This window comes from Streptomyces cavernae (assembly GCF_004023625.1).
GTDB lineage: Bacteria > Actinomycetota > Actinomycetes > Streptomycetales > Streptomycetaceae > Streptomyces > Streptomyces cavernae.
Map to the genome: position 1 here is coordinate 187,084 of NZ_RPDJ01000027.1, position 25,389 is coordinate 212,472.

The 25,389-nt window shown below is 69.5% G+C and carries 22 protein-coding genes and 1 tRNA gene; 2 read left to right on the forward strand and 21 right to left on the reverse strand.

The window, feature by feature from the left end; translation table 11 throughout:
- Positions 1–15: 15 nt before the first annotated feature.
- The 21 genes from atpA to EF387_RS32525 all read right to left on the reverse strand — a co-directional run bounded on the left by atpA (position 16) and on the right by EF387_RS32525 (position 24,345).
- Entirely contained in the window at positions 16–1,608 is a 1,593-nt protein-coding gene (atpA, locus tag EF387_RS32420) for a F0F1 ATP synthase subunit alpha (protein ID WP_128380220.1), read from the reverse strand.
- Between the two features lie 128 nt (positions 1,609–1,736).
- On the reverse strand, positions 1,737–2,552 hold the full coding sequence (locus tag EF387_RS32425) for a F0F1 ATP synthase subunit delta (RefSeq protein ID WP_128380221.1): 816 nt from the start codon (positions 2,550–2,552) through the stop codon (positions 1,737–1,739).
- Entirely contained in the window at positions 2,549–3,100 is a 552-nt protein-coding gene (locus EF387_RS32430; protein WP_128380222.1) for a F0F1 ATP synthase subunit B, read from the reverse strand. Before EF387_RS32430 ends, EF387_RS32425 begins: the two co-directional genes overlap by 4 nt.
- Positions 3,101–3,142: 42 nt before the next feature.
- Positions 3,143–3,391 carry an ATP synthase subunit c family protein gene (locus tag EF387_RS32435; protein ID WP_128380223.1) on the reverse strand — a complete coding sequence of 83 codons (249 nt, stop codon included), beginning with the start codon at positions 3,389–3,391 and terminating at the stop codon, positions 3,143–3,145.
- 74 nt (positions 3,392–3,465) lie between these two features.
- The gene (gene atpB / locus EF387_RS32440) at positions 3,466–4,260 is read right to left on the reverse strand and encodes a F0F1 ATP synthase subunit A (RefSeq protein ID WP_128380252.1); all 795 of its coding nucleotides are present in this window, start codon (positions 4,258–4,260) and stop codon (positions 3,466–3,468) included.
- A 237-nt stretch (positions 4,261–4,497) separates the two neighbouring features.
- Positions 4,498–4,911: a Cg1360 family ATP-synthase-associated protein gene (locus EF387_RS32445; RefSeq protein ID WP_128380224.1), complete on the reverse strand. Its 414-nt coding sequence runs from the start codon at positions 4,909–4,911 to the stop codon at positions 4,498–4,500.
- 447 nt (positions 4,912–5,358) lie between these two features.
- Positions 5,359–6,741, reverse strand: a complete 1,383-nt coding sequence (locus EF387_RS32450) for an MraY family glycosyltransferase (protein WP_128380225.1) — start codon at positions 6,739–6,741, stop codon at positions 5,359–5,361.
- A gap of 161 nt (positions 6,742–6,902) precedes the next feature.
- The gene (locus EF387_RS32455; protein ID WP_128380226.1) at positions 6,903–8,138 is read right to left on the reverse strand and encodes a serine hydroxymethyltransferase; all 1,236 of its coding nucleotides are present in this window, start codon (positions 8,136–8,138) and stop codon (positions 6,903–6,905) included.
- 282 nt (positions 8,139–8,420) lie between these two features.
- Positions 8,421–9,092 (reverse strand): arsenate reductase/protein-tyrosine-phosphatase family protein, encoded by a 672-nt coding sequence (locus EF387_RS32460; protein ID WP_128380227.1) that lies wholly within the window; start codon positions 9,090–9,092, stop codon positions 8,421–8,423.
- A complete protein-coding gene (locus EF387_RS32465) occupies positions 9,089–9,736 on the reverse strand; it encodes an L-threonylcarbamoyladenylate synthase (protein WP_128380228.1) in 648 nt (215 codons plus the stop codon). The genes EF387_RS32460 and EF387_RS32465 overlap by 4 nt, the downstream gene beginning before the upstream one ends.
- A 65-nt stretch (positions 9,737–9,801) precedes the next feature.
- Positions 9,802–10,641, reverse strand: a complete 840-nt coding sequence (prmC, locus tag EF387_RS32470; protein ID WP_128380229.1) for a peptide chain release factor N(5)-glutamine methyltransferase — start codon at positions 10,639–10,641, stop codon at positions 9,802–9,804.
- A gap of 95 nt (positions 10,642–10,736) precedes the next feature.
- A complete protein-coding gene (prfA, locus tag EF387_RS32475; protein ID WP_128380230.1) occupies positions 10,737–11,804 on the reverse strand; it encodes a peptide chain release factor 1 in 1,068 nt (355 codons plus the stop codon).
- Positions 11,805–11,912: 108 nt separating this feature from the next.
- A complete protein-coding gene (rpmE, locus tag EF387_RS32480; protein WP_128380231.1) occupies positions 11,913–12,137 on the reverse strand; it encodes a 50S ribosomal protein L31 in 225 nt (74 codons plus the stop codon).
- A gap of 440 nt (positions 12,138–12,577) precedes the next feature.
- The gene (locus EF387_RS32485; RefSeq protein WP_128380232.1) at positions 12,578–13,702 is read right to left on the reverse strand and encodes an LCP family protein; all 1,125 of its coding nucleotides are present in this window, start codon (positions 13,700–13,702) and stop codon (positions 12,578–12,580) included.
- A 599-nt stretch (positions 13,703–14,301) separates the two neighbouring features.
- Positions 14,302–16,335 carry a transcription termination factor Rho gene (gene rho, locus EF387_RS32495; protein ID WP_128380233.1) on the reverse strand — a complete coding sequence of 678 codons (2,034 nt, stop codon included), beginning with the start codon at positions 16,333–16,335 and terminating at the stop codon, positions 14,302–14,304.
- Positions 16,336–16,723: 388 nt separating this feature from the next.
- Positions 16,724–17,641 carry a homoserine kinase gene (gene thrB / locus EF387_RS32500; RefSeq protein ID WP_128380234.1) on the reverse strand — a complete coding sequence of 306 codons (918 nt, stop codon included), beginning with the start codon at positions 17,639–17,641 and terminating at the stop codon, positions 16,724–16,726.
- Between the two features lie 572 nt (positions 17,642–18,213).
- Entirely contained in the window at positions 18,214–19,272 is a 1,059-nt protein-coding gene (gene thrC, locus EF387_RS32505; RefSeq protein ID WP_128380235.1) for a threonine synthase, read from the reverse strand.
- Positions 19,273–19,278: 6 nt separating this feature from the next.
- Positions 19,279–20,571, reverse strand: coding sequence for a homoserine dehydrogenase (locus tag EF387_RS32510; RefSeq protein WP_162467244.1), 1,293 nt, complete (start codon positions 20,569–20,571; stop codon positions 19,279–19,281).
- Between the two features lie 183 nt (positions 20,572–20,754).
- Positions 20,755–22,146: a diaminopimelate decarboxylase gene (gene lysA / locus EF387_RS32515; RefSeq protein ID WP_128380236.1), complete on the reverse strand. Its 1,392-nt coding sequence runs from the start codon at positions 22,144–22,146 to the stop codon at positions 20,755–20,757.
- Positions 22,147–22,163: 17 nt separating this feature from the next.
- Positions 22,164–23,513 (reverse strand): ArgS-related anticodon-binding protein NrtL, encoded by a 1,350-nt coding sequence (gene nrtL, locus EF387_RS32520; protein ID WP_128380237.1) that lies wholly within the window; start codon positions 23,511–23,513, stop codon positions 22,164–22,166.
- A gap of 298 nt (positions 23,514–23,811) precedes the next feature.
- Positions 23,812–24,345 (reverse strand): response regulator, encoded by a 534-nt coding sequence (locus EF387_RS32525; RefSeq protein ID WP_128380238.1) that lies wholly within the window; start codon positions 24,343–24,345, stop codon positions 23,812–23,814.
- Between the two features lie 269 nt (positions 24,346–24,614).
- Here EF387_RS32525 and EF387_RS32530 point away from each other — a divergent pair.
- Positions 24,615–24,686, forward strand: a tRNA-Arg gene (locus tag EF387_RS32530).
- A gap of 150 nt (positions 24,687–24,836) precedes the next feature.
- On the forward strand, positions 24,837–25,211 hold the full coding sequence (locus EF387_RS32535; RefSeq protein WP_128380239.1) for a hypothetical protein: 375 nt from the start codon (positions 24,837–24,839) through the stop codon (positions 25,209–25,211).
- The last annotated feature ends 178 nt before the right edge of the window (positions 25,212–25,389 follow it).

Below are 25,389 nucleotides of genomic sequence, written 5' to 3' on the forward strand. Positions count from 1 at the left end.
GGTCCCTTCCTTACGTCACTTGGCGGCAGCGGCCGGGACGTCCTCGCCGAGCAGCTTGCCGTCCGAAGTCTCGAACTGCTTCTTGAACTCCGCGACGGCGTCGGTGATCGCCTGGATCGTGTCGTCGGACATCTTGCCGCCCTCCTTGATGGAGGTCATGAGGCCCTGCTCCTTGCGGTGCAGGTACTCGTGGAGCTCCTTCTCGAAGCGGCGGATGTCGGCGACGGGGACGTCGTCCATCTTGCCGTTGGTGCCGGCCCAGATGGAGACGACCTGGTCCTCGGTGGCCATCGGCTGGTACTGCGGCTGCTTCAGCAGCTCGACCATGCGCTGACCACGCTCCAGCTGCGCCTTGGACGCGGCGTCCAGGTCGGAACCGAAGGCGGCGAACGCCTCCAGCTCACGGAACTGGGCGAGGTCCACGCGCAGACGGCCGGACACCTGGCGCATCGCCTTGTGCTGGGCGGAACCACCCACGCGGGAGACCGAGATACCGACGTTCAGGGCCGGGCGCTGACCGGCGTTGAACAGGTCGGACTCCAGGAAGCACTGGCCGTCGGTGATGGAGATGACGTTGGTCGGGATGAACGCCGAGACGTCGTTGGCCTTGGTCTCGACGATCGGCAGACCGGTCATCGAGCCGGCACCCATGTCGTCCGACAGCTTGGCGCAACGCTCCAGCAGACGGGAGTGCAGGTAGAAGACGTCACCCGGGTAGGCCTCACGGCCCGGCGGGCGGCGCAGCAGCAGGGACACGGCGCGGTAGGCGTCGGCCTGCTTCGAGAGGTCGTCGAAGATGATCAGGACGTGCTTGCCCTGGTACATCCAGTGCTGGCCGATGGCCGAACCGGTGTACGGGGCCAGGTACTTGAAGCCGGCCGGGTCGGACGCCGGGGCTGCGACGATCGTCGTGTACTCGAGCGCGCCGGCCTCCTCCAGGGCGCCGCGCACGGACGCGATGGTGGAGCCCTTCTGGCCGATGGCGACGTAGATGCAGCGGACCTGCTTGTTCGGGTCGCCCGAGCGCCAGTTGTCGCGCTGGTTGATGATCGTGTCGACGGCCAGGGCGGTCTTGCCGGTCTGACGGTCACCGATGATCAGCTGGCGCTGGCCGCGGCCGATCGGGGTCATCGCGTCGACGGCCTTGTAGCCGGTCTCCATCGGCTCGTGCACCGACTTACGGACCATGACGCCCGGGGCCTGCAGTTCGAGGGCGCGGCGGCCGTCGGTCTCGATCTCGCCGAGTCCGTCGATCGGGGTGCCGAGCGGGTCGACGACGCGGCCGAGGTAGCCCTCGCCCACGGCGACCGACAGGACCTCACCGGTGCGCTGCACCGGCTGACCCTCCTCGATGCCGCTGAACTCACCGAGGACGATGGCGCCGATCTCGCGCTCTTCCAGGTTCAGCGCGAGGCCGAGGGTGCCGTCCTCGAACTTCAGCAGTTCGTTGGCCATGGCCGAGGGAAGGCCCTCGACCTTCGCGATGCCGTCACCGGCAAGGGTGACCGTACCGACCTCCTCGCGCGAGGCCGCGTCCGGCTTGTACGACTGGACGAAGTTCTCCAGCGCGTCCCGGATCTCCTCCGGCCGGATCGTGAGCTCCGCCATCTGGGTTCCCTGCTCTCCTTGTTGGGCCCGAAGTTTCACTTGCGGGGGGTGTGGGACTCCCCCCTGAACGAGGTGAATCCTCTGCACGGCCCAACTCGGGCCGTATAACTACGTTTTGAGTTCTGCGCTCAGCTCGCCAGGCGGCGGCTCGCGTCTTCCAGCCGGTCCGCGATGGAGCCGTTGATGACCTCGTCGCCGACCTGCACCCGGATGCCGCCCACGACCTCGGGGTCCACGTCGAGGTTGAGGTGCATCTGGTGGCCGTAGACCTTCGCCAGGACGGCACCGAGGCGCCGCTTCTGGGTGTCGCTCAGCGGTACCGCCGAGGTGACGACGGCGACCAGCCGGTTGCGACGCTCCGCAGCCAGTTTGGACAGGGACTCCAGTCCCGCTTCCAGGCTACGACCCCGCGGCGCGGTAACAAGGCGCACGACCAGTCGTTCGGTCTGGGCCTTGGCCCGGCCGCCGAGCAGCCTGCGCAGCAGCGCGACCTTGGCGTCGGTGCCGGCGGAGCGGCTGGTCAGGGCGGCGCGCAGCTCGGAGCTGGAGGAGATGATCCGGGCGAACCGGAACAGCTCGTCCTCGACGTCGTCGAGCACCCCGGCGCGCTGGGCACCGGTGAGGTCGGCGACGCTCGCCAGCACCTCGATGGCGTCGACCAGGTCACGCGTCTGCGACCAGCGGGAACGGACCATGCCGGAGACCAGGTCCACGGCGGGGCCGCTCACCTGGCCGCCGAGCAGCCGTCCGGCCAGTTCCGCCTTGCGGTCGGCGGACTGCGCCGGGTCGGTGAGGACCCGACGCAAGCCGACCTCGCGGTCGAGCAGCGCGGTGACGGCGGCCAGCTCGTCGGCGAGCGCGCCCGCGTCCACGGACGTGGAGTCCGTCAGCGCGTCGAGACGCTCACGTGCGGCTGCCAGGGCCTCGCGGCTCGCTCCGTTCATCGCGCGGCCTCGGCCTTCTCCTCGAGCTCGTCGAGGAAGCGGTCGATGACGCGGCTCTGGCGGGCGTGGTCCTCGAGGGACTCACCGACGAGCTTGCCGGCCAGGTCGGTGGCGAGCTTGCCGACGTCCTGGCGCAGCACCGCCGCGGCGGCCTTGCGGTCGGCCTCGATCTGGGCGTGACCGGCAGCGATGATCTCCTCACGCTGCCGCTGGCCTTCCGCACGCATCTCTGCGATGAGCGTGGCACCCTGCTCCTGCGCCTCCTGGCGAAGTCGCGCGGCCTCGTGGCGGGCTTCCTGGAGCTGGGCCTTGTACTGCTCGAGCACGCTCTGGGCTTCGGTACGCGCTGCCTCGGCCTTCTCGATACCGCCCTCGATGGCCTCGCGACGCTGCTCCAGAACCGTGTTGATGTTCGGAAGGAGCTTCTTGCCCAGGACGAAGAAGACGATCGCGAAGGCGATCAGACCGATGACGAGCTCGGGGATCTCCGGGATCAGAGGATTCTGGGCCTCTTCCTCCGCCAGCTGTACCACCAAGGGCGAGATCACATCAGTTCCTTCCGTCGAAATTTCTCGTCGGCCAGGACCGGATCAGGAAGGCACCGGGTAGACAAAGCCCATGACCAGACCGATCAGGGCGAGCGCCTCACAGAGCACGAAGCCGAGGATCTGGTTCTGACGGATCAGACCGGCGGCCTCAGGCTGCCGGGCGAGGGCCTGCGTGCCGTTACCGAAGATGACGCCCACACCGATGCCGGGGCCGATGGCGGCCAGGCCGTAGCCGATCGCTGCGAAGTTGCCCTGGATGTTGGTCACGGCGAGGGTCTGGAGAGCGGACATGCCGATTCTTCCTTCTTTTTCACAGGCCGGTGGGGGTTGGCCACCGGAGGTTATGGGAGGTGGTTCGGTCGTGCTCAGTGGTGCTCGGCGAGCGCGCCCTGGATGTAGCTGCAGGACAGGAGGATGAAGACGTAGGCCTGCAGAGCCTGGATGAACAGCTCGAACACCGTCATCACGATGACCATGAGGAACGAGACGGCCGAGTAGGCGATGCCGATGCCGTTGAGCAGGTACCAGGTGCCGATGGTGAAGATCAGCAGCAGAACGTGCCCGGCGAACATGTTGGCGAACAGTCGGACCGCGTGCGTGAACGGCCGGATGAACAGGTTCGACAGGAACTCGAAGAACATGACCATCGGGAAGACCGGGCCGAGCGACCTGTCGTAGCCGGTGATGTTCTTCCAGCCCCCGACGAAGCCGTGCCGTTGGAAGGTCAGGCTGACCCACAGGATGTACACGAGGGCGGCGAGGCCGGCCGGGAAGGCGATGACCGAGGTGACCGGGAACTGGGCGAGCGGGATGATCGCCCACAGGTTCATGATCCAGATGAAGAAGAACAGCGAGACCATGAGCGGGACGTACTTCTCGCCCTCCCGCTTGCCGATCGTCTCGTAGACGACTCCACGGCGGACGAAGTCGTAACCCGCCTCGCCGATCATCTGGAGTTTGCCGGGGATCAACTTCGGGTTGCGGAACGCGGCCCAGAAGAACCCGAGAACGACGACCGTGCTCAACAGGGCCAGCAGTATCGGCTTGTTGAACTCGATGCCGCCGACCGTGAACATCGGCTCGAAGAGGAAGGAGTGCAGGCCGGGGGTCGGGAAACCGCACCCTTCGAAAATATGACAATCGGTCTCGAAGGCGAGCATCTTGGCGTCACTCACCGCGAGCTCCTTCAGCGTGGCGCATGGGTACGGCAACCTCGATGTGTCGGCGCGGCCTGCGACCGCGGAACGGCACTGGACTGGACTTACGGGTATGGGGGCGGCGACTGGGCTCCGAGCCGTGAGGCGTCACAGGCAACTCTGCCGCCCGCGCCAACTCTGCCGCAGTTGTGGCGAGACGATAGCAAGTGCGTGGAAGACCTTTTACACCGGCCCTACAGGTCACGACGGAGTCCGGGCGGAATCCGGCTCCACGTAAAGGACTTTGGCCTTCATATGGGAACGCACCTGGGCCGCGATCCACACGAGGGTGGCAGCGAGCAGGGTGAAGGCGAAGCACTTGGGGTTGAACGCCGAGGTGCCCCGGAAGATCGTCAGCACCACCATGAGCAGCAGGATCTGCGTGGTGTAGAGCAGCAGCCCCATCATCTGGAACAGGTGCGGCAGCGTGCGAGCGGTCCGCAACAGCACCAAGAGGCCACTGCACATGAACACCAGGACGAGAACGGTGCCGAACCCGGCGCCGAGCGCACCCTTGCCACCGGCCACGGCGGCACTGACCGCGACTCCGACCACGCCCGCGGCGGCGGTCGGCAGAACGCAGTGCAGGAGCGTTCGGGCGTCGTTGGACTGCATGGCGGCAGCTCCTCCGGCGAAATCTTGGGGGATCGTTTCGGTCGTCGGGGACGACACTAGCCCGGGGACGGCGAGGCGTGCCCCGCCCGGGCAGCCCAGATCACTGGGGCCACACCAAATATATCCCGGGTTCTCGTGAACCGTATCACAAACTATTTGATGCAGTCTTTACCTAGTGGGTGTGCCCGCCGTCACACATGAGAGTGATGCTGCACGCCTGTGCGAGATCCGGGCCCGATTGTCTGGTATAGCGACGTTTGCTCTGTCGCCCCTCGGCGGACACAGTGCCCCTCGCTGTCTCGGAGCCGGACCAACAGCCCGCGACCGAGCGCCCCGGTCGCGGACCGACTCGCCCGGCGGCGTACGGCCGTGTGTGGTCACTGACGCCGCTGATTTCCGACGAGCGCGGGGCGCGCAGCACCGACACCTGCGACACAGCCCTTCGCCCTACGCCCGTTCCTTCTCGTGCGCCCTGAAGCGCGCGGAACTCTCCGACAGCGCCGACAGTGCGGTGCTGCCGTGCGCGTGCCTGCCGCCCTGCTCGCGCGCCGCACCGTTCGAGAGGGCCGGACGGGCCACGGCGGCGGCCGGTGCGCGGGCGGCCGGCGCCGGCTCGGCGTCGACGGGGGGCGGCGCGGCATCCGTCCGCGCCACCGGACGGCGGTAGCGCGGCGGCACGAACCGCGCGGCCCAGCGCGGTGCGTGGGGGGTGAACCGGGGCAGCAGGAGAAGCACCAGGCCGATCGCACTCAGGATCATCATGCCGAGCACGACCCACTTGGCCGCACTGGACGAGGAGTTCGCGGAATAGGTCAGGGCCCCGTTGGAGATCAGCGCGGCCCAGAAGTACATGATCAGGACCGCCCGGCTGTGCGAGTGCCCGACCTCCAGCAGTCGGTGGTGCAGATGTCCGCGGTCGGCCGCGAACGGCGACTGGCCGCGCCAGGTGCGGCGCACGACGGCCAGGATCAGGTCGGCGGCCGGGATCGCGATGATCGTCAGGGGCAGCAGCAGGGGGATGTAGGCGGGCACCATCTGGTGCACGGTGTCGCGCGTCGAACCCGTGAAGAGGTTCATCGCGTCCGGGTCGATCTGCCCCGTGATGGACACGGCTCCGGCGGCCAGCACCAGTCCGATCAGCATGGAGCCGGAGTCGCCCATGAAGATCCGCGCCGGGTGGATGTTGTGCGGCAGGAAGCCGAGGCACATACCCATCAGGATCGCCGCGAACAGCGTCGCGGGGGCCGCGGCCTCGAGCCCGTAGCCGTACCAGATCCGGTACGCGTACAGGAAGAACGCGGCGGACGCGATGCACACCATTCCGGCTGCGAGACCGTCGAGACCGTCGACGAAGTTGACCGCGTTGATCGTGATGACCACCAGCGCCACCGTCAGCAGCGTGCCCTGCCCCTGGGTCAGCGAGACCGAGCCCACGCCCGGGATGGGCAGCCACAGGATCGTCAGGCCCTGCATGACCATGACGCCGGCGGCGATCATCTGGGCGCCCAGCTTGATCAGCGCGTCGATCTCGAACTTGTCGTCCAGGACACCGATCAGCCAGATCAGGGCGGCTCCGGAGAGCAGTGCGCGGGGCTCGTTGGACCGTTCGTAGACCTCGCTGAGGTTCGGCAGGTGGTTGGCGACCAGCAGCCCGGCGCACAGCCCGAAGAACATCGCGATACCGCCGAGCCGCGGCGTGGGTTCTCGGTGCACGTCGCGCGCCCGGATCTCCGGCATCGCGCCGGCCACGATGGCGAACTTCCTTACCGGACCGGTCAGGAGGTACGTCACCGCGGCCGTGATGCAGAGCGTCAGCAGGTATTCACGCACGGGCTTCCCCACAGGTATCGCTGGTCGTCTCAGCCCCACACACTAGCTGTGCGCGCATATCGGAAGGGACTTTCGGGTAGCGAGCATGGTTGCACGAGTGGCTGTGAACGGACGGGTTGCCCCGCTCGAGCGCAGCGCGAGCGGGGAGCGCCTACCCCGCTCTAGTCCGGATACGGCGGGAATCCCTCCGCCAGTTCCTGTACTTCCTGACGCGCCTGCTGCGCCGCGGGTCCATCCCTGAGCACGCCCGCCAGGAGCACCGCGATCCGCGCCATCTCGGTCTCGCCCATGCCCTGGGTGGTCAGGGCGGCCGTGCCCAGCCGCAGTCCGCGGTCCCCGTGCGGCAGCGCGCAGGTGTCCAGCACGAGGCCGGCGGCGTTGAGCCGGCCGCGGGCGGTGCGGCCGTCCACGCCGAGCGGGGCCGGGTCGGCGACCAGCAGATGGGTGTCGGTGCCGCCGGTCGTGATGCTCAGTCCCTCGGCGGCCAGCGCTTCCGCCAGTACCCGCGCGTTGACGACGACCCGTTGGGCGTACTCGGCGAAGGCCGGGGTGGCCGCCTCGCCGAACGCGACGGCCTTGGCGGCGATGGTGTGCATCTGCGCACCGCCCTGGGTGAACGGGAACACCGCCCGGTCCACCCGCTGGGCCAGTTCGCTCCCGCAGAGGATCATTCCGCCGCGGGGCCCGCGCAGCACCTTGTGCGTGGTGGCGCACACGACGTCGGCGTACGGGACCGGGTTCGGCGCCGCTCCCCCGGCGACCAGCCCGATGGGGTGGGCGGCGTCGGCGATCAGATAGGCGCCGACCTCGTCGGCGACCTCGCGGAAGAGGGCGTAGTCGATGTGCCGCGGATAACAGATGGACCCGCAGACGATCGCCTTGGGCCGGTGGGTGCGGGCGAGGACGCGCAACTGGTCGTAGTCGATGAGCCCCGACTCGGTGTCGACGCCGTAGCCGATGAAGTCGAACCAGCGGCCCGAGAAGTTCGAGGGCGAGCCGTGGGTGAGGTGGCCGCCGTACGGCAGCCCCAGCGCCAGGACCGTGTCGCCGGGGCGCAGCAGGGCCGCGTACGCGGCGAGGACGGCCGAAGAGCCGGAGTGCGACTGCACGTTGGCGTGCTCGGCGCCGAACAGGGCCGTCGCGCGGTCCACGGCCAGCCGTTCGGCGACGTCGGCGATCTCGCAGCCGCCGTGGTGGCGCGCTCCCGGGTAGCCCTCGGCGTACTTGTTGGCGAGCGGGGAGCCGAGTGCGGTGAGGACCGCGCGAGAGGTGAAGTTCTCCGCGGCGCTGAGCTGCAGTGTCGTCGACTGACGGGTCAGCTCTCCGAGGAGGACGTCGGCGAGCTCGGGGTCCTGCCGGCGCAGTACGTCGGCGTCAAGCGTCTGTGTGACCGGCATGGGGGCTCCGGGCGCTTCTTCGGGCTCGGTTCGCCTCCGGGACGCTTGTGTCGCCCCTTCGGCTCACTCGCCTGGGTGGGGATGCACTGGGTTCCAGCGTAGGACCGTGGCGTTTGGGGCGCCCGGCGTTGTCCGGGACCGGCATTCCGCCGGGCGGAAACGTTTCGCTGTAGGGAATGCCCGACCCGCCTACCCCTCTTCGGCGACACCAGGCGTGTGATTTCGGCCCTCGTGATCCGGCCGGACACGCAGCCGCACCGCCGCCGGGCGGCCCGCGGCAGGTCAGGCGCGGGCCGGCACCCCGGTGAGCGCGGTCACCACCGGGTCCAGCGCCTGCTGGATCTCGTCCCCTATGGACCGGAAGAAGGTGAGCGGCGCCCCGTACGGGTCGTACACCTCGTCCGCCTCAGCGGTCGGCGCCAGCAGCCACCCGCGTAGAGCCGCGGCGGCACGCACCAGGGCCCGTGCGCGTTCCACCACCCCGTCCTCCAACGGAGGCAGCGTCGCCGGGTCGATCGCCTTCACCAGGCGCGTGAACTCCTTGAGGGTGAAGGTGCGCAGCCCCGCCGAGTGCCCCATGGAGATGACCTGGGCCCGGTGGTCACGGGTCGCCGTGAGCACCAGATCGGCCCGGATGACGTGTTCGTCGAGCAGTTCACGGCCGACGAAGCCGGAGGCGTCCGCCCCGAAGTCCGCGAGGACGGTCTCCGCGTTGGCCTCCATGGGCGCCCCCTCGTGCCCCCAGGTCCCCGCGCTCTCCACGATCAGCCCGCCCCACAGCGGATCACCCAGCCGGTCCGCCAGGGCATGACGGGTCAGCCGCTCGGTGATCGGCGAGCGGCACACGTTGCCGGTGCTGACGTGGAGGATGCGGAAGGTGTCCCGGGGAAGCCCCGTGAAGGTCCCCGTCTCGTCCCCGTTGCCTATGCCACGCCCCGCTTCAGGGGCCGTCAATTCGCCACCTCGAGGTCGGGGACGACCTTCCGCAGCTCGTCGGGGGAGAGCGCTCCCTCACGCAGCAGTACGGGCACCCGGCCGGTCACGTCCACGATCGACGACGGCACGTTCCCGGGCGTCGGGCCGCCGTCCAGGTACACCGAGACGGCGTCGCCGAGCATCTCCTGCGCGGCGTCACAGTCCTCCGGCGCGGGATGGCCGGTGAGGTTCGCCGACGAGACCGCCATCGGCCCGACCTCGGTGAGCAGCTCGATGGCGACCGGGTGCAGCGGCATGCGCACGGCGACCGTGCCCCGGGTGTCGCCGAGGTCCCACTGCAGGGACGGCTGGTGCTTGGCGACGATGGTCAGCGCACCCGGCCAGAACGCGTCGACGAGTTCCCAGGCCAGCTCGGAGAAGTCGGTGACCAGGCCGTGCAGCGTGTTCGGAGAGCCGATGAGCACGGGGGTGGGCATGTTGCGGCCCCGGCCCTTGGCCTCCAGCAGATCGGCGACGGCCTCGGAGCTGAACGCGTCGGCACCGATGCCGTAGACGGTGTCGGTCGGCAGCACCACCAGCTCGCCACGACGGACGGCGGACGCTGCCTCGCGCAGACCGGTGATGCGGTCGGTCGCGTCGTTGGTGTCGTATCGCCGAGCCATCTAACGAGCCTCCTCGTACACGTACTGCTGGCTGAAAGTGCTGGTGCGCGTGTTGGTGCGCATGGTCACGGCAGCGCCCTGCGGGCGGTGGCGAAGCGCGGCCGGTTGTTGAGGTCGGGGTGGTCGGCGGCGTCGGCCCAGCCCCGCTCCTCGGTGAAGATCCACGGCACCTGGCCGCCCTGGGTGTCGGCGTGCTCGATGACGACGACGCCGCCGGGGCGCAACAGCCGGTGCGCGGTGCGTTCGAGGCCGCGGATGAGATCCAGCCCGTCCTCACCGGAGAACAGGGACATCTCCGGGTCGTGGTCGCGGGCCTCGGGGGCCACGTACTCCCACTCGGTGAGCGGGATGTACGGAGGGTTGGAGATGACCAGGTCCACCTGGCCGTCGAGGTCGTGGAAGGCGTCCCGGGCGTCTCCCTGGCGCAGGTCGACCCGGGATCCCTCGACGTTCTTGCGGGTCCACCGCAACGCGTCCTCGGACAGTTCCACGGCGTGCACGCGCGAGCGCGGCACCTCCTGCGCCAGGGCGAGCGCGATCGCGCCGGACCCGGTGCACAGATCGACGATCAGCGGCTCCACGACGTCCATGGCGCGCACGGCGTCTATGGCCCAGCCCACCACCGACTCGGTCTCCGGCCGCGGCACGAACACCCCCGGCCCCACCTGGAGTTCCAGATAGCGGAAGAAGGCGCGCCCGGTGATGTGCTGCAGCGGCTCGCGGGCCTCGCGGCGGGCGACGACCTCCCAGTAGCGGGCGTCGAAGTCGGCGTCCTTGACCGAGTGGAGCTCGCCCCGCTTCACACCGTGTACGAAAGCGGCGAGCTCCTCCGCGTCGTTGCGTGGCGAGGGCACACCGGCGTCGGCCAGCCGCTGGGTGGCCTGGGCCACCTCCGCGAGCAGCACGCTGCGGGGACTTGGGGGCCGCCCCCCAAAATGTCGCTGCACGCTGGTCCTCCGGACGAAAGCTGTGGTCGTGTGCTGTTGTGTGGGGCCGCGGCTTACGCGGCGGCGAGCTTCGCCGCCGAGTCGGCGTCGACGCAGGCCTGGATCACCGTGTCGAGGTCGCCGTCCAGGACCTGGTCCAGGTTGTACGCCTTGAAACCGACGCGGTGATCGGAGATTCGGTTCTCCGGGAAGTTGTAGGTACGGATCTTCTCGGAGCGGTCGACGGTGCGGACCTGGCTGCGACGGGCGTCCGCCGCCTCCTTCTCCGCCTCCTCCTGGGCCGCGGCGAGGAGCCTGGAGCGCAGGATACGCATCGCCTGCTCCTTGTTCTGCAACTGGCTCTTCTCGTTCTGGCAGGAGGCGACGACACCGGTGGGGATGTGCGTGATCCTGACGGCGGAGTCGGTGGTGTTGACGGACTGGCCACCAGGGCCGGAGGACCGGTACACGTCGATGCGCAGATCGTTCGGGTTGATCTCCACATCCACCTCCTCGGCCTCGGGAGTGACGAGCACACCGGCCGCGGAGGTGTGGATGCGCCCCTGGGACTCGGTCGCGGGCACCCGCTGCACGCGGTGCACCCCGCCCTCGTACTTCAGCCGCGCCCATACGCCCTGACCGGGCTCGATCTGTCCGCGCGCCTTCACCGCGACCTGGACGTCCTTGTAGCCGCCCAGCTCGGACTCGGTGGAGTCGATGATCTCGGTCTTCCAGCCGACGCGTTCGGCGTAGCGCAGGTACATGCGCAGCAGGTCCCCGGCGAACAGGGCCGACTCGTCGCCCCCCGCGCCCGCCTTGATCTCGAGGATGACGTCCTTGTCGTCGCTGGGGTCGCGCGGGACCAGCAGCAGCCGCAGCTTCTCGGTGAGTCCCTCGCGCCGCTCGGTGAGTTCCTTGGCCTCGGCGGCGAAGTCCGGGTCGTCGGCGGCGAGTTCGCGCGCGGTCTCGATGTCGTCGCCGGTCTGCTTCCAGGACCGGTACGTGGCGACGATCGGGGTCAGCTCGGCGTAACGCTTGTTGAGCTTGCGCGCGTTGGCCTGATCCGCGTGGACTGAGGGGTCCGCGAGCTTCTTCTCCAGGTCGGCGTGCTCGCCGACCAGGTCCTCGACCGCCTCGAACATCTCCGGGCTCCTGCTCCTGATTTCCTACGAAAGAGACTCTGACGCCAAAAGCGCCGGCCCCGGACACCCCGTGGTGCGGGGCGCCCGAGGACCGGCGCGGGTGGCTCGCTACTTCTTGGAGCCGGCAGCGGCCTTGCCGAAGCGGGCCTCGAAGCGGGCCACTCGGCCACCGGTGTCGAGGATCTTCTGCTTGCCCGTGTAGAACGGGTGGCACTCGGAGCAGACCTCGGCGCGGATGGTGCCGCCGGAGATGGTGCTACGGGTGGTGAACGACGCGCCACAGGTGCAGCTGACCTGCGTCTCGACGTACTCGGGGTGGATGTCGCGCTTCAAGGTGTCTCCTAGTTTCGGGAGGGCGCCGGGTCGCAGCCGCGGGATGCGGTGCGTGAACCGGAGCCGACGTACCAGTCTGCCAGGACTGGGCGCATCCCCCAAAACCGGGGTCTGCCGCTTTCTATTCCCCACCGCACCCGCCCTTCCACCCACCACGCCCCCTCACGCCGGTTTTCACCACATCCGCCTTCGCCTGCGCCGGTCCGGCGGGTGGGGTGCCCCGTGGCGCTCTGCTCCGGAGGTGGGGTTGCCAGCGCGGGCCCGGGGCGGAGTGGCCCCTGGTTACCGAGGATGGAGCTTTCCGGGGCAGGGGCCGGCAGGGCGCGGGGCGACCGAGCGTTTTCAGCCCGTCCGGCGCCTGAGGACGAGGCCGCAGGCCGATTCAGGGGGCCGGGGGCGGCAGCCCCCGGGGACAAGCGAGGGGGTGGCGCGGGCACGCCTCAGCCCGAGGCCACCACGCCCTTCGCCTCCCCGGTGGCCGTACCCTTCGTCGCGCTCGCCGGAATCGCCCGGTCGTCCTCGATCGCCGCCCACACCAGCCGGGCCTTCGGCTTCTCGACGATCACACGGTTGGCGTTCGCCGGGTCGTACTGCACCGGCATCGTCACCATCTTCATGTTCGACGAGCTGATGCCCTTCAGCCCGGCCGCGAAGGACGCCAGATCCTTGACCGAGGCCAGTGCGGAGTCGGTGGTGATGGACTTGGTCGCGGTGTCCGCGAGATCGAACAGCTTCTTGGGGCTGCTCAGCACTCCCAGCTGGTTGACCTGGTCGACGAGCGCCTTGATGAAGGCCTGCTGGAGCTGGATACGGCCGAGGTCGGACCCGTCACCGACCCCGTGCCGGGTGCGGACCAGTCCGAGCGCCTGCTGCCCGGTCAGTGTGTGCGTCCCGGCCTTGAGGTCCAGATGGCTCTCGGTGTCCTTGATGTCCTTGGTCGTGGTGACGTCCACCCCGCCGAGTTCGTCGATCAGCTCCTGGAATCCGCTGAAGTCGACCTCGATGTAGTGGTCCATGCGGATGCCGCTGATGGACTCGACGGTCTTCACGGCGCAGGCCGCTCCCCCGGTCGAGTACGCGGAGTTGAACATCACCCCGGACGCCGCGGCGTGCTTGACGCCCTTGGTGTCGGTGCAGGAGGGCCGGTTGATCAGCGTGTCGCGCGGTATGGAGACCACGCTGGCCTTCTTGTGGCCCTCGTAGACGTGCACGACCATCGCGGTGTCGGAGCGGGCGGTGCCGTCGTCCGTGCCACCGCCCAGCTTCTTGTTGCTGCCGGACCGCGTGTCCGAACCCAGGACCAGGATGTTCTGGGAGCCGTTGTCGACCTTCTCGGGCCGGTCACTGCCGAGGGCCTGGTCGATGTCGACGCTCTTGATGTTGCCGTTGAGCTTGAAGTACGTGTACCCGAGCCCGGCACCACCGAGGACGATCACACCCGCCGCCGCCCAGGCCGTCACGACGAGGGCCTTGCGTCCCCTGCTGGGGGGCTTGCGACGGCGCCCCTTTCCGCGACGACGCGCTCCGGTGGCGCTGGAATCCTCTGGCATGCTCTCGGCTGACATCGGCTCCTCAAGTCCTTGTCGGTCGGTTACCCCCTGCTTCCAGGGCAAGGCCTGTTTTGTCGCGACTCGTTCGGTCAGACGGTCGTATCGGGGAAAGGGTTGCATGTCGCCCTGTGGCTGTTACGTGTGCATTGGGCGTACGGAGCGTCACGGCCGCCGCGGCCAACAGCCCTGTTCACCAGCGGTTTCCAGCCATGTCGACCAAGGACCGGGCGACGTTGGCGATCCGGACAGGTGTGGCGAACATCTCGAAGATTTCTGCGTCCGGCGTGGCGCGGCAACGAGCGCGCCCAGGAAAAGGGCGGCGGACGGTCCCGGGGAAGAAGCCGCGGACGAGGCCCGGGAAGAGGGCGACGGACGGGCCGGGAAGAGGGCAGCGGACGAGGCCTGGGCAGGAGTTGCGGACAAGCCCCGGGAAGAAGCCGCGGACGAGGCCCGGGAAGAGGGCGACGGACGGGCCGGGAAGAGGGCAGCGGACGAGCGCACGAAAAGGACCGCCCCCGTCACCTTCGCGACGGGAGCGGCCCTGTTCCTGCTTGCGGTACTACGGCGAGCCCCACGGGAGCCCGCTAAGGGATCCCGGCCGGCCCCACGAAACCTCAGTCACCGTTCCCCGGCGCGGGCGTCGTCTTCTGGATCTGGAGCAGGAACTCGGCGTTCGACTTGGTCTGCTTCATCTTGTCGAGGAGCAGCTCGATCGCCTGCTGCTGGTCGAGCGCGTGCAGCACCCGGCGCAGCTTCCAGACGATGTTGAGTTCCTCACCGGAGAGCAGGATCTCCTCCTTGCGGGTGCCGGACGCGTCGACGTCCACCGCCGGGAAGATGCGCTTGTCGGCGAGCTTCCGGTCGAGCTTGAGCTCCATGTTGCCGGTGCCCTTGAACTCCTCGAAGATCACCTCGTCCATGCGGGACCCGGTGTCGACGAGCGCGGTCGCCAGGATGGTCAGCGAGCCGCCGTCCTCGATGTTGCGCGCGGCGCCGAAGAACCTCTTCGGCGGGTACAGCGCGGTCGAGTCGACACCACCGGACAGGATGCGTCCGGAGGCCGGTGCCGCGAGGTTGTAGGCACGGCCCAGACGCGTGATCGAGTCGAGCAGGACGACGACGTCGTGGCCCAGCTCCACGAGGCGCTTGGCGCGCTCGATGGCGAGCTCGGCGACCGTGGTGTGGTCCTCGGCGGGGCGGTCGAAGGTCGAGGAGATGACCTCGCCCTTCACCGACCGCTGCATGTCGGTGACCTCTTCCGGACGCTCGTCGACCAGGACGACCATCAGGTGGCACTCGGGGTTGTTGTGGGTGATCGCGTTGGCGACCGCCTGCATGATCATGGTCTTGCCGGTCTTCGGCGGGGCCACGATCAGACCGCGCTGGCCCTTACCGATCGGCGACACCAGGTCGATGATGCGGGTGGTCAGCACGCCCGGGTCGGTCTCCAGACGGAGCCGGTCCTGCGGGTACAGCGGGGTCAGCTTGTTGAACTCCGGGCGGCCACGGCCGAGTTCGGGCGCCATGCCGTTGACGGAGTCCAGGCGGACCAGCGCGTTGAACTTCTCGCGACGCTCGCCCTCCTTGGGCTGGCGAACCGCACCGGTGATGTGGTCACCCTTGCGCAGGCCGTTCTTGCGGACCTGGGCGAGGGAGACGTACACGTCGTTCGGACCCGGCAGGTAGCCGGACGTGCGGATGAACGCGTAGTTGTCGAGGATGTCCAGGATGCCCGCGACCGGGATCAGGACGTCGTCCTCGGCGAGCTGCGGCTCGGCGATCTCGTCACGGCCGCGACGGCCCCGGCGGTCGCGGTAGCGGCCGCGACGGCCCCGGCGGCCGCCCTCGTCGTCGTAGCCGTCGTCCTGCTGGCGGTCCTGCCGGCCGCCGCCCTGCTGCTGGTTCTGCTGACCGCGCTGCTGCTGACCGCTCTGGCCGCCCTGCTGGTCGTCGCCCTTGCCGCGGCGGTCACCACGGTCACCACGGTCACCGCGCTCGCCGCGGTCACGGCCGCGGTCCCGGCGGTCGCGGCGGCCCTGGCGGCCCTCGCCGCCGTCGGCGTCCTTGGCCTCGCCCTGGACCGGGGTCTCGGCCTTGGGCTCGCTCTTCGCCTCGGCGGTGACGGTCTCGGGGCTGCCCGCCTCGGCGGTGGCCCGGCGCCGACGGCGCTCGCCGACGGAAGCCTCGTCGGTGACGGTGGCTCCCTGCTCGGCGGGGGCGGAGGCCTTGGGGGACGGCTGTCCCGGGATCTCGATCTGCTGCTGGGCCACGGCCTGCTCGGCAGGCGCCTCGGCCTTCTTCTCGGCGGGGGCGTCCTCGCCCGTACGCGCCTTCGAGGTGGCGCGGCGCTTCGGCTTGGTCTCGGTGGCGGCTTCACCGGCGGTGGCTGCCGCCTTCGCCGGGGCGCCACCGGAGGCCTGCGCTTCCTTGATGACCTCGATCAGCTGGCTCTTGCGCATGCGCGCGGTGCCCCGGATGCCGAGGCCGGATGCGACCTGCTGCAGCTCGGCCAGCACCATGCCCTCGAGGCCGGTACCGCGGCGCCGCCGGGAGCCGGCACCAGTGGCAGGCGCGGCTGAGGCGTCCGTGGCGGGCGCGGCAGCGGTCTCCTCGACACGTGCGCCCATCAGATCGGTGGTGTCGCTCACGAAGGGTCCTTCCCTGGAGCGGACGTCGGCCTGTCTGGCTCGGCGACCGGTTGTGCTGTCCGGCTTTGGTCCTTTTGTGTGGACCGGACCGGGGCGGTGGTCCGCCTACAGCGGCGGAAGACATATCTGGTGATGGCGTTTCCCTCGGCCGTGCCACTGGCTTGATGTGTCACAGGGCTCGGTCACGCCGGTTCCGGAGCGTGCTCGGCACTGCTCAGCGCATGGCACTCGCGGCAATGGCACTAAGCAGTTTGGGAGGCTCCCGGAAGAAGTGTTGTCCCGGACGGGGACGTGAAGCACCTCGCCATGGTGGGGTCGGGTGCAGACTTGAGGTTAACACTACCGGATCCAACAAACATTCCCCCTCTCGAAATCCGGTAACCGTGTCTCAGGGCGCAAGCGGCAGCACGCTCGCTCCCTGGGCGTCGAGGGCGAGGCGGTTGGCCGCCCAGCCCTCGCCCGCGAGCCGGGCGACCTTGTCGGCCGCGTCGCCCTTGGCCAGCGCGAGCACGGTGGGTCCCGCGCCGGAGATCACCGCGGGAATTCCGTCCGCCCGCAGCCGCTCCACCAGCGCCGCGCTCTCCGGCATGGCCGGGGCGCGGTACTCCTGGTGGAGCCGGTCCTCGGTGGCGGGCAGCAGCAGTTCGGGGCGCCGGGTCAGGGCCTCGACGAGCAGGGCGGCCCGGCCGGCGTTGGCGGCGGCGTCGACGTGCGGGACGGCGCGCGGGAGCAGTCCGCGCGCGGTCTCGGTGAGTACTGGCTTTCCGGGAACGAAAACCACCGGAACGATGGAATCGGCGGGATCCATCCTGATCGCCCGGGCGGCGCCGCCCTCCATCCACGAGAGCGTGAACCCGCCGAGCAGACAGGCCGCAACGTTGTCGGGGTGGCCCTCGATCTCGGTGGCGAGCTCCAGCAGGGCCGTGTCGTCGAGCTTGGCGTCGCCGCCTATGGTCACGGCGCGGGCGGCGACGATTCCGGCGCAGATGGCGGCCGACGACGAGCCGAGGCCGCGGCCGTGCGGGATGCGGTTGGCGCAGACGATCTCCAGCCCGCGCGGCTGTCCGCCCAGCAGGTCGAAGGCGGTGCGCAGGGAGCGTACGAGGAGATGACTCTCGTCACGCGGCAGGGTTTCGCTGCCCTCACCGGCGATGTCGATGTGCAGCCCGGAGTCGGCGACCCGGACGACGACGTCGTCGTACAGCCCCAGCGACAGCCCGAAGGCGTCGAAGCCCGGGCCGAGGTTGGCGCTGGTGGCGGGGACGCGCACCCTGACGGCGGCGGCGCGGAACGCTGGACCGGCCATCGCTCGATGACTCTCCTTGAGCTGCGAGTTCTTATGCGAGTTCTACAAAGAATTGCGACAGGTGGGGCAAATACCCGAAGGCCGCGACGAAGGCGGCACCGCAGCATAAGCACGGGCGGCATATGCGCGGGGCGGGTTCACCACAGCCTATCGAAGACAGGTTCTGTGGCGACATAGGGCGCACAGGAGGCGCACGATGCGTGTCGTAAGCCCCCAGTGCACCCACTGTCATTGTTGGTCATTGTTGCCGCGTTGGAGCCAGGTTAAGCGCTCTCCCGCGCATGTGCCGCAACGATGGGCGCGCACGCCCGGCGGTGACGCGCACTGGTGGCCGCCGCGCCGTGGACACGCACCGTCGTGCCGTCGGTAGTGCACCATCGCGCGTTCGATGGTGCACCATCGCGCCGTCGGCGGTGCACCATCGCGCCGTCGGCGGTGCAACTACGGCGCGGCGACACCCTCCACGTGGCGGCCGGCGCGTCCAGCGTGTGCGTTGCGGCTGCGCATGCGGAGCGCGCGCCGCCGGTACGCACCGAGGGTGCGCGGCGCGTCGACTCGCCGCGCCGCACCGCCTATGACAGGCCGAGCCGCTCCGCGGCCGTGGGCGCGTCGACGGGGACGGTGACCGGCTGCGGCGCGCCCGCGACGGCCCAGTCCGGGTCCTTGAGCCCGTTCCCGGTCACCGTGCAGACGATCGTCTGGCCCGGATCGACCTTGCCCTGTTCGGCGGCCTTCAGCAGACCGGCGACCGAGGCGGCCGAGGCCGGCTCCACGAAGACACCCTCCTGAGCGGCCAACATCCGGTAGGCGCGCAGGATCTCACGGTCCGTCACCTCGTCGATGAAACCGCCGGATTCATCGCGCGCGGCGAGCGCGTGCTGCCACGAGGCGGGGTTGCCGATGCGAATCGCGGTGGCGATGGTCTGCGGGTCCTTCACCACGTCACCGCGCACGATGGGCGCGCTGCCGGAGGCCTGGAAGCCCCACATGCGTGGCGTCCGAGACGAAATCCCGTCCGCCGCGTACTCCTTGTAGCCCTTCCAATAGGCCGTGATGTTGCCCGCGTTGCCCACCGGGAGGACATGGACGTCGGGCGCGTCGCCGAGCATGTCCACGATTTCGAAGGAGGCCGTCTTCTGACCCTCGATCCGGACGGGATTGACCGAATTGACCAGCGCCACGGGGTAGTTGTCGGAGAGTTCGCGGGCCAGCGTGAGGCAGTCGTCGAAGTTGCCGTCGACCTGGAGGATCTTGGCGCCGTGCACCAGCGCCTGGCCCATCTTGCCCAGCGCGATCTTGCCCCGCGGCACGAGCACGGCGGAAACCATGCCGGCCTTCACGGCGTAGGCGGCGGCGGAGGCGGAGGTGTTGCCCGTCGAGGCGCAGATGACCGCCTTGGCGCCCTCCTCCTTGGCCCTGCTGATGGCCATGGTCATACCGCGGTCCTTGAAGGACCCGGTGGGGTTGGCGCCCTCGACCTTGAGGTGGACGTCACAGCCGGTGCGCTCGGAGAGCACCTGCGCGGGCACGAGCGGCGTACCGCCCTCGCGGAGCGTCACTACCGGCGTGCTGTCGGAGACGGGCAGCCTGTCCCGGTACTCCTCGATGATTCCGCGCCACTGGTGGGTCATTGCTCGTTACTCTCCTTCAACCCGCATGATGCTGGCGACACCCCGCACGGTGTCGAGCTTGCGCAGCGCCTCGACGGTCCCGCTCAGGGCGGCGTCGGACGCGCGGTGGGTGACGACGACAAGAGAGGCCTCGCCGTCTTTGCCCTGCTGGCGCACCGTATCGATCGAGACACCGTGCTCCGCGAAAACGGTGGCGACCTGGGCGAGAACACCCGGTTTGTCCGCCACGTCGAGGCTGATGTGATAACACGTGACGACCTCCCCCATCGGGGACACGGGCAGTTGGGCGTAGGCGGACTCGCCGGGCCCCGTCGCCCCGCTGAGCCGGTTGCGGCACACGGCCACCAGGTCGCCGAGGACCGCGGAGGCGGTGGGCGCGCCACCGGCGCCCGGCCCGTAGAACATCAGCTGCCCGGACGCGTCCGACTCCACGAACACGGCGTTGTACGCGCCCCGGACCGAGGCCAGCGGATGGCTGAGCGGGATCATCGCCGGGTGCACGCGCGCCGTTACGGACTCCCCGTCCGCCGCCCGCTCGCAGATCGCGAGCAGCTTGATGGTGCACCCCATCTCCCTCGCGGAGGCGAAGTCGGCGGCGGTGACCTCGGTCATGCCCTCGCGGTAGACGTCGTCGAGCCGCACGCGCGTGTGGAAGGCGATCCCCGCGAGGATGGCCGCCTTGGCCGCGGCGTCGAACCCCTCGACATCGGCCGTCGGATCGGCCTCCGCGTACCCGAGCGCGGTGGCCTCGTCGAGGGCCTCCTGGTAGCCGGCCCCGGTGGAGTCCATCTTGTCGAGGATGAAGTTCGTCGTCCCGTTGACGATCCCGAGCACCCGGTTGACCTTGTCGCCGGCGAGGGACTCGCGCAGCGGCCGGATCAGCGGGATGGCACCGGCGACGGCGGCCTCGTAGTAGAGGTCGCGGCCGTGCTCCTCGGCGGCGGCGTGCAGGGCCGCCCCGTCCTGCGCGAGCAGCGCCTTGTTGGCGGAGACGACGGAGGCGCCGTGCTCGAAGGCGGTGGTGATGAGGGTGCGCGCGGGCTCGATACCACCGATGACCTCGACGACGACGTCGATGTCGCCGCGTTTGACGAGGGCGGTTGCGTCGGTGGTGACGAGGTCGGCGGAGATGCCCTCACGCACCTTGGAGGGCCGCCGCACGGCCACCCCCGCGAGCTCCACCGGGGCTCCGATCCGTGCCGCGAGGTCGTCGGCGTGCGTCGTCATGATGCGCGCCACCTCTGAGCCGACAACTCCACAGCCCAGCAGCGCCACCTTCAGCGGACGCGTACGCATCATCCGACCTCGTTTCCTCATACCGAATACGGTTGGGCCAGTTTCACTCACCGGACCGGAGTTTCCAGTCCCCGGTCCGGATCGTGAGACGTCTATTTCATTTCTTCAACGGCAGAAGACCGAAGATCTTCCGCCGTTCGTTTCCGTACGCAGATCATTCGTTTCGGTGCGCAGATCGATCGTCCTTCACCCGACATCGAGGCGCAGGATGTCCTCCTCCGTCTCACGGCGGACGATCACCCGGGCCTCACCGTCGTTCACCGCGACGACGGGCGGACGCAGGGCGTGGTTGTAGTTGCTGGCCATGGAGCGGCAGTAGGCACCGGTGGCGGGCACGGCGATGAGATCGCCGGGCGCGACGTCGGCCGGCAGGAACGCGTCCCGCACCACGATGTCACCGCTCTCGCAGTGCTTGCCGACCACGCGCACGAGCATGGGCTCGGCGTCGCTGGTGCGCGAGGCGAGGGCGACGCTGTACTCGGCGTCGTACAGCGCGGTGCGGATGTTGTCGGACATCCCGCCGTCGACGGAGACATAGGTGCGCAGCCCGTCCAGCGGCTTGATCGTCCCCACCTCGTAGAGGGTGAACGCGGTGGGCCCGACGATGGCCCGCCCCGGCTCGACGGAGATCCGCGGAGTCCGCAGCCGGGCTGCCTCGCATTCACGCGTGACGATCTCGTTCAGCGCCTTGGCGATCTCGTGCGGCTCACGCGGGTCGTCGTCACTGGTGTACGCGATACCGAGCCCGCCACCGAGGTCGATCTCGGGCAGTTCGACCCCGTGCTCGTCGCGGATCTGCTTCAGCAGCCCGACCACCCGGTGGGCGGCGACCTCGAAGCCGGAGGTGTCGAAGATCTGCGAGCCGATGTGGGAGTGGATGCCGATGAGCTCCAGCCCGTCGAGCTTCAACGCCCGCCGCACGGCCTCGGCGGCCTGCCCGCCGGCCAGCGGGATACCGAACTTCTGGTCCTCGTGCGCGGTGGCGATGAACTCGTGGGTGTGCGCCTCCACCCCGACCGTCACCCGGATCTGCACACGCTGCCGCTTCCCGAGACCGTCGGCGACATGGGCGACCCGCACGATCTCCTGGAAGGAGTCGAGGACGATCCGCCCGACCCCCGCCTCGACGGCGGTCCGGATCTCGTCGACGGACTTGTTGTTGCCGTGGAAGGCGATGCGGTCGGCGGGCATGCCCGCGGACAGCGCGGTGGCGAGCTCGCCCCCGGAGCAGACATCGAGGTTGAGCCCCTCCTCGTGCAGCCAGCGCACGACGGCGCGGGAGAGGAAGGCCTTGCCGGCGTAAAAGACGTCGGCGTCCGGACCGAAGGCAGTGCGCCAGGCACGGGCGCGCGCACGGAAGTCGGACTCGTCGATGAAGTAACCGGGGGTGCCGAACTCCTCGGCGAGCCGCGTCACGTCGAGCCCACCGACGCTGAGGACACCCTCGGGGGTGCGGGTGACGGTACGGGCCCACACCTTGGGGTCGAGGGCGTTGAGGTCGGCGGGCGGTGCTGTGTAGTGCCCCTCAGGCAGGACGTCTCCGTGGCGGGGCCCGGCGGGGTGTGCGGAACGGCTCATGTCGGTACGTGGCTTTCTCAGAGGTGTTCGGGCGCGTCGATGCCGAGCAGGAACAGGCCACCGGCGAGCACCGTCCCGACGGCTTCGGCGAGCGCCAGCCGGGCCCGGTGGGCGGCCGAGGGTTTCTCCTCGCCGAGCGGCAGGATGCGGACGGTGTCGTGATAGCGGAAAAAGGCGTCGGCGACGACGACAAGATGCCGCGCCAGCCGGTCGGGGGCACGCCGCCTGGCGGCGACGGTGAGGACGGCCGGGTAGTGGGCTAGCGCGGTGAGGAGCGGGGCCTCGGGGGGTGGGGGGTTTTGCCGGGTGGGCCTGGCGGGGGCGGGGTTCTCCCGGGCGGGCCTGGCGGAAGCGGGGTTCTCCCGGGCGGGCCTGGCGGGGGGCTCGAGGCCTCGTCCGGTGGGCCCGGCGGGTGCGGCGTTTTCTACGGGGGTTCCGGCAGCCGACGCGGAGGGGCCGCCGACGCCGATGGGTTCTTGGACGCCGATGGGTTCGCCGATGCCGGCGGGTTCGCCGATGCCGGCGGGCAGCTCATCGAGAGCGCCGGGAGCGCAACGAGCACCTCCGGAAGCGCCGGGAGCACCACGGGAACGGCCGGGAACACCCCCGGGAACGCAATGGTCGCCCCCGGAACGAACGGAGGCACCCCCGGAACGACCGGAAGCACCCCCGGAAGCAGGATCACTGCTGAATCCGAGGGAGGCGGCGTTGCGGGTGAGGGCGCGGGCGCGGGCGTACGCGTACTGAACGCGGAAGAGTGGATTGTGCTCCCGCCTGACGAGGTGGTCGGCGGTGATCCGGGGCCGGTCATGGGCGGCCGGGTGGAGCAGGGCCCAGCGGGCGGCGTCGAGGCCGAGCGGGGCAGGGTCCTCCGGAGCGGGTACGGGCCGCAGGTTCACGGGCTCGGCATGGTCGACCTCCACCCGCCCACCCTGGGTGGCGACGATCCGGACGAGCGCGTCGGCGACGACCTCGGCCCGCAGGTCATACGGAATCCGCAAATGGACGACCTGCCCGGCGAGGGCTTCGGTGGCCCCGTAGCCCGCCCCGGCCGTCAGGATCTCCTCGACGAGGGTGGGCCCCGCGTCGGCGATCCGGATGTTGAGGAACCCGGGCCCAGTGATCTCGACGCCGTCGACACCGGGCGCCTCGGCGATACGGGCACTCAGGATCTCGGCGACACGACGAGGCGGCTGCCCCGCGGGCTTGGCCAGCTGCAGGGCGATGGTGCTGGCGTAGTCCCCACTGCCCCCGGCCCCCGGCCGCTCGACCACGACCCGTGCGGGCACGACCACGCTCAGCTCGCCATCCGCGACAGCCCGACGCACGGCGTGCAGAACGGTGCGGCTGAGCTCGGCGGGGGTCACGGGACAAGCGTATGGGAGGTGGGGGGTGGGTAAGCGAACGGGTTTGGGCTGGATTCCGGGATTTGGGATGGCGCCGGAGGCGGCTGGACCCGCTGCGGTCGTTGGCCGGCGCCCGGCTCGTGTACGGGGTGGGACCCGAAGTGGCACCCAAATGTCACCGGCAGCCGCAAGCCGGTCACCAATCACCGGCAGCCCAAGCCCGGTACCGGCACAGGCACCCGCACCCGAAAGCCGCCCAGCAACCACTTACCCATGCGCCACCCGCGGCCTGCAAACAGCCCATGCGGCCCGCCGCGGCTCAGCCGCCGGCCGCCCCGCCGGCCCACCCGGCCCGCTCGGCCTCCCCGGCGGCTCCGTAGGACCCACCGAGCGCCCCGAAGGGAACACCGCTCCCGCGGCGCTCCCGCGGCTGCATCAACTGCCGTACTAGTCGCACCAGTTCGGCGGGTTCGAAGGGCTTGGCGAGAAAGGCGTCGACACCGACCTCGAGCCCGCTCTCGACCTCGGACTGGTTACAGGCGCTGATGATGGCGATGGGCAGATGCCGGGTCAGCTGATCGGCCCGCAACCGTGCCGCGGTCCGGACTCCGTCGAGCTGAGGCATGACCACGTCGAGGGTGATCACATCAGGCCGCACCTGGTGAACGATTTCCAGACATTCGGCACCGTCGGCCGCGGTCACGACCTCGATGCCCTCCAGCTCGAGGTTGACCCTGATCAGCTGCCGGATGACCTTGTTGTCGTCCACAACAAGCACCCGGCCGGACGCGCCTGGCACAACTCGAGAGTAGGTCGGCACCCGCGACCGCGTCCGGCTTTTCCCCACTTCCACCCCGCAAGGAGGAGCGCAAGCCTCCACAAACCGAACCCCCCGAACGGCGGAGCCCCGCTTGCAGGTCACCCCCCACCCTCGAACCCCCGCGAGAACCCCAAACCCATAAGACAACACCAGCAGCCCCAGCCACTGAGCCACCCCTTCACCTCCGACGCACCAGAACCGGGCCGGTCTAGCCACCGCAGGCACCCCGCAAAACCAGTTCATGACCACCCCGACCAAGCTGGTAGGGTTCTACCCGTCGCCGCGCACACCGCGCCCGACACGCCCCCGTAGCTCAGGGGATAGAGCAACGGCCTCCGGAGCCGTGTGCGCAGGTTCGAATCCTGCCGGGGGCACTCGCCAGTCAGCCAGCAACAATCAAGCTCTGACCAGCGCGAATGCCGACTTGGAAGAGCGGGAGTCAGTCTCACTGACTCCCGCTCTCTCTCGTTGTCTCTCAGCGTTCGCGACACACCTCCGACACACTCGCGCGGAAGGTAGGCACCATGGACGCAGGGCTAGCTGCGGTGCTGGGAGCGGTGGCTGGCGCCTTGGCAACGACGGGTGCTGCTTTGGCCACCGGATGGGCCATGCGCGAGCAAGCGAAGATCACTGCTCGGGCCGAACACCGGCGTCAGAGGCGAGAACCGCGAAGCGATATCTACAAGAGATTCATCGACGCTGCCAGGGATATGGAGCATCACACGCGGCCCGGGTCCCTGATCGACCAGCCTGAAGACGATCCAGAGGTCATGGATCACTATGCGGTGAGGCTCGGAGAGACCGCATATCAGGTGCGAGAGGCATGGATCGAAGTTGCCTTGGCCGGTCCGTCAGCGGTCGAGAAGATAGCCAGCCAGATCGACCAGTGTTCTCAGTAGCTGTTGTCGTTCCGAATCTGAGGGCGGTGTTTTCGCTGGTCAGGCATAGGGCCGGTGAATCGGTGGGAGTGGTGGCGTGTTGTGTCGTCGCTCCCCGGGAGGTTGCGGATGCCGTCGGTCGTCGGACTGCTGGAAGAGCACGAGCTCGCTGCTCGTCGTCGGGTCGACGGGTTGCGTG

Bases quoted from the DNA above. Each gene is read 5' to 3' on its own strand.
- EF387_RS32485 (WP_128380232.1), bottom strand. From the start codon at position 13,702: ATGTCAGCCGAGAGCATGCCAGAGGATTCCAGCGCCACCGGAGCGCGT.
- lysA (WP_128380236.1), bottom strand. From the start codon at position 22,146: ATGAGCCGTTCCGCACACCCCGCCGGGCCCCGCCACGGAGACGTCCTG.
- atpB (WP_128380252.1), bottom strand. From the start codon at position 4,260: ATGCTCGCCTTCGAGACCGATTGTCATATTTTCGAAGGGTGCGGTTTC.
- EF387_RS32425 (WP_128380221.1), bottom strand. From the start codon at position 2,552: ATGAACGGAGCGAGCCGCGAGGCCCTGGCAGCCGCACGTGAGCGTCTC.
- atpA (WP_128380220.1), bottom strand. From the start codon at position 1,608: ATGGCGGAGCTCACGATCCGGCCGGAGGAGATCCGGGACGCGCTGGAG.
- EF387_RS32435 (WP_128380223.1), bottom strand. From the start codon at position 3,391: ATGTCCGCTCTCCAGACCCTCGCCGTGACCAACATCCAGGGCAACTTC.
- EF387_RS32445 (WP_128380224.1), bottom strand. From the start codon at position 4,911: ATGCAGTCCAACGACGCCCGAACGCTCCTGCACTGCGTTCTGCCGACC.
- thrC (WP_128380235.1), bottom strand. From the start codon at position 19,272: ATGACCCACCAGTGGCGCGGAATCATCGAGGAGTACCGGGACAGGCTG.
- thrB (WP_128380234.1), bottom strand. From the start codon at position 17,641: ATGGCCGGTCCAGCGTTCCGCGCCGCCGCCGTCAGGGTGCGCGTCCCC.
- EF387_RS32535 (WP_128380239.1), top strand. From the start codon at position 24,837: ATGGACGCAGGGCTAGCTGCGGTGCTGGGAGCGGTGGCTGGCGCCTTG.
- EF387_RS32465 (WP_128380228.1), bottom strand. From the start codon at position 9,736: ATGGCTCGGCGATACGACACCAACGACGCGACCGACCGCATCACCGGT.
- prfA (WP_128380230.1), bottom strand. From the start codon at position 11,804: ATGTTCGAGGCGGTCGAGGACCTGGTCGGCGAGCACGCCGACCTGGAG.
- EF387_RS32455 (WP_128380226.1), bottom strand. From the start codon at position 8,138: ATGCCGGTCACACAGACGCTTGACGCCGACGTACTGCGCCGGCAGGAC.
- EF387_RS32510 (WP_162467244.1), bottom strand. From the start codon at position 20,571: ATGATGCGTACGCGTCCGCTGAAGGTGGCGCTGCTGGGCTGTGGAGTT.